Below are 3630 nucleotides of genomic sequence, written 5' to 3'. Positions count from 1 at the left end.
AAGGAAATCAAGGAAAAGAAACCGGCTGAGCTGGATGATGAACTGGCCAAGAAACTCGGTCAGGACAGCCTTGATTCGCTCAAAGAAGCGATCCGCAAGGACTTTGGTCGTGAATACGAATCGGTCTCTCGTCAGAAAATGAAGCGTCAGCTTCTTGATGCACTGGCTGAAAACCACAGCTTCGAACTGCCGGTCTCACTGGTGGACAACGAACTGGAAGGCATCATCGGCCAGATCAAGCAGGCCCGTGAAGCTGGTCAGGAAGACGAAGAAACCAAAGGCAAGTCCGAAGAAGAGCTGACCACCGAGTTCCGCGAAATCGCAGAACGCCGTGTTCTTCTGGGTCTTCTCCTTGCTGAAGTTGGCCGTGAGAACGACATTCAGGTCACTCAGGAAGACGTCAACAAGGTGCTTGTTGCCGAAGCCCAGAAATATCCGGGGCAGGAACAGCAGGTTATTGAATTCTATAAAAATAACCCGCAGGCCTTGCAGGCGCTTCAGGGCCCTGTATATGAAGACAAGGTCGTTGATTACATCATCGAACTCGCGAAGGTTGAAGACAAGACCGTGACGGTCGAAGAACTTCTGAAACCGGAAGAGGAAGAAGAAGCTCCGAAGAAGAAATCGGCTGCCAAAAAGGCACCGGCGAAAAAAGCAGCAGAGAAAAAGGCTCCGGCTAAAAAAGCCCCGGCCAAGAAAACTGCAGCTAAAAAGTCGGCCGCTAAAAAAGCTGCTGACAAATCCGAAGAGAAGTAATCCGACCGGACACGGTTTAGGATCATGCAGGGAGATTGCAGTTGATGATTGAAGAACAGATGAATTCGCTCGTGCCGATGGTCGTTGAACAGACCAGCCGTGGCGAGCGGGCCTATGACATCTTTTCGCGCTTGCTCAAGGAGCGCATCGTTTTCATCAACGGCCAGGTCCATGACGGCATGTCGTCGCTGATCTGTGCGCAGTTGCTGCATCTCGAATCGGAAAATCCGGACAAGGACATTTCGCTTTACATCAACTCACCGGGCGGTGTTGTGACCTCGGGTCTCGCCATCTATGACACCATGCAGTACATCCGTTGCGATGTCTCCACGGTGTGCATGGGGCAGGCGGCATCCATGGGCTCGCTGCTTTTGATGGCCGGCGCAAAAGGCAAGCGTTACTGCCTGCCGAACGCACGTGTCATGATCCATCAGCCGTCTGGCGGCTTCCAGGGTCAGGCATCGGACATCGAAATTCATGCCCGTGAAATTCTGGCTCTGCGTCAGCGTCTTAACGAGATCTATGTCGAGCATACCGGCCGCGATCTCAAGACCATCGAAGACGCAATGGAGCGCGATAACTTCCTGACACCTGATCAGGCCAAGGAATTTGGCTTGATCGACGAGGTCGTCACATCGCGTCCGAAGTCGGAAAGTGATGAAAAGAAAGACTGATCACTTAGCTGTGATTGGTGAAAACGCCCCGGTGATCTGTCGGGGCGTTTTTTTATGTCTTGCTTCATGGCACTTTTAAGTCATAGACAAGTATATGTGCAGGCTTCGGCGTGTTTGTTTGGAACTTGTGGCTGATCCGAACGTTTAGGTGATTAGTACAAGGGGTTTCGCAACCAAGGTGGCGAACCCATATCAAACTAGACGCCATAATGCCGAAAAGCACAGATTAAACGTTGAGATCGGTATCGTTTACCGGCTAACATGGCGATAAAAGATAACGTCAAACGTAATTGGGGTTTGTATGAGCAAATCGAATAGCGGGGACTCCAAGAACACTCTGTATTGTTCTTTCTGCGGAAAGAGCCAGCACGAGGTTCGCAAGCTCATCGCCGGTCCAACCGTGTTCATCTGTGATGAATGCGTAGAGCTTTGCATGGACATCATCCGCGAAGAGCACAAAACACATCTCGTCAAATCGGCAGACGGGGTGCCTTCTCCGCAAGAGATTTGCAAGGTCCTTGATGACTATGTCATCGGTCAGGGCCATGCGAAGAAAGTTCTCTCGGTCGCGGTTCACAACCATTACAAGCGCCTGCACCATTCCAGCAAGAATGAAGACATCGAGCTGGCGAAATCAAACATCATGCTGGTTGGTCCGACCGGTTGCGGTAAAACGCTTCTGGCCCAGACCCTGGCACGCATTCTTGATGTGCCATTCACCATGGCAGATGCCACCACCCTGACCGAAGCCGGTTATGTCGGTGAGGATGTCGAAAACATCATTCTCAAGCTGCTGCAGGCTGCTGACTACAATGTCGAGCGCGCCCAGCGCGGCATCGTCTATATCGACGAAGTCGACAAGATTTCGCGTAAATCCGACAACCCGTCGATCACCCGCGATGTATCGGGCGAGGGCGTGCAGCAGGCATTGCTCAAGATCATGGAAGGCACTGTTGCATCCGTTCCGCCGCAGGGTGGCCGGAAACATCCGCAACAGGAATTCCTGCAGGTCGACACCACCAACATCCTGTTCATTGTTGGCGGCGCGTTTGCCGGTCTGGACAAGGTGATCTCCCAACGTGGCAGGGGCAGCGCAATCGGCTTTGGTGCCGATGTTCGTAGCCCCGAGGACCGTCGCACTGGCGACGTCCTGCGCGAGGTAGAGCCGGAAGATCTTCTGAAATTCGGTCTGATCCCGGAATTCATTGGTCGTCTGCCGGTTCTTGCAACGCTCGAAGACCTCGACAATGACGCTCTGGTTCAGATTCTGACCGAGCCGAAAAACGCACTGATCAAGCAGTATCAGCGCCTGTTCGACATGGAAGATGTCAAACTCACCTTCCAGCCGGATGCGCTTAAGGCAATTGCTGACAAGGCAATTGAACGCAAGACCGGTGCACGTGGTTTGCGCTCGATCATGGAGGGCATCCTGCTTGAAACCATGTTCGATCTGCCGACCATGGAAAGTGTCGAGGAAATCGTTATCAATGCTGACGTCGTACAAGGAAAGGCAAAACCGTTGCTGATCCATGCCGAACGTCGCGAAGGTGTTGAAAATACCGCCTGAACTTAATTCCCGCACCGGCATCTATTGCGGTGCGGGAAATTCAGATTATCTAACGATTATCTAAAACATGTTCGCGTTGCTGGCGGGGCCTATGACAGGACCGCAGGAACGTTACGGCTCAAATTAGGGAATAGAACATAATGGTCGAATTGGCGCGTGGCGAAATATACCCGGTGCTGCCGTTGCGTGACATTGTCGTGTTCCCGCACATGATTGTTCCGCTGTTTGTCGGACGCGAAAAATCGGTGCGTGCGCTCGAGGATGTGATGCGCGAAGACAAGCAGATCCTGCTTGTTACCCAGAAAGATGCCGGTCTTGATGACCCGGCTGTCGAAGATCTCTATGAAATTGGTACTGTCGCAACTGTCTTGCAGCTTCTCAAGCTGCCCGACGGAACCGTCAAGGTATTGGTTGAAGGCGGGAAACGGGCCGAAATTACCGGCTATGTTGATAATCCTGAATTCTTCCAGGCCTATGGTTCGGTGCGTGAAGACAGTGACGAGGATGACAGCGAACTTGAAGCGCTGGCGCGTTCTGTCGTTACGCAGTTCGAACAGTACATCAAGCTGAACAAGAAAATTCCGCCTGAAGTTCTGGTTTCGGTCAATCAGATCGAAGAACCGGCAAAGCTTG

Annotated in this window: 4 protein-coding genes; all 4 read left to right on the top strand. The window is 52.3% G+C overall.

The annotated features are described in order from the left end of the window. Positions 1–756, top strand: a 756-nt coding sequence (locus B2R48_RS02390; RefSeq protein ID WP_414716175.1) for a trigger factor, incomplete at its 5' end; no start/stop codon positions are given. 44 nt (positions 757–800) lie between these two features. Next, positions 801–1430: an ATP-dependent Clp endopeptidase proteolytic subunit ClpP gene (gene clpP, locus B2R48_RS02385; protein ID WP_044826796.1), complete on the top strand. Its 630-nt coding sequence runs from the start codon at positions 801–803 to the stop codon at positions 1428–1430. A 301-nt stretch (positions 1431–1731) separates the two neighbouring features. Next, positions 1732–2997, top strand: coding sequence for an ATP-dependent Clp protease ATP-binding subunit ClpX (gene clpX / locus B2R48_RS02380; protein ID WP_062954542.1), 1266 nt, complete (start codon positions 1732–1734; stop codon positions 2995–2997). 140 nt (positions 2998–3137) lie between these two features. Continuing rightward, a partial coding sequence (locus tag B2R48_RS02375; RefSeq protein ID WP_296997347.1) for an LON peptidase substrate-binding domain-containing protein occupies positions 3138–3630 on the top strand: 493 nt, incomplete at its 3' end.

It is taken from the genome of Thalassospira sp. UBA848, assembly GCF_002295455.1.
Taxonomy (GTDB): domain Bacteria; phylum Pseudomonadota; class Alphaproteobacteria; order Rhodospirillales; family Thalassospiraceae; genus Thalassospira.
Note: the sequence above shows the minus strand (reverse complement) of the source record. Positions and strands in the feature narration are given on the sequence as shown.

What these genes read in the sequence shown, in the direction of transcription:
- clpP (WP_044826796.1), top strand. Translation starts at nt 801, where the DNA reads ATGATTGAAGAACAGATGAATTCGCTCGTGCCGATGGTCGTTGAACAG.
- clpX (WP_062954542.1), top strand. Translation starts at nt 1,732, where the DNA reads ATGAGCAAATCGAATAGCGGGGACTCCAAGAACACTCTGTATTGTTCT.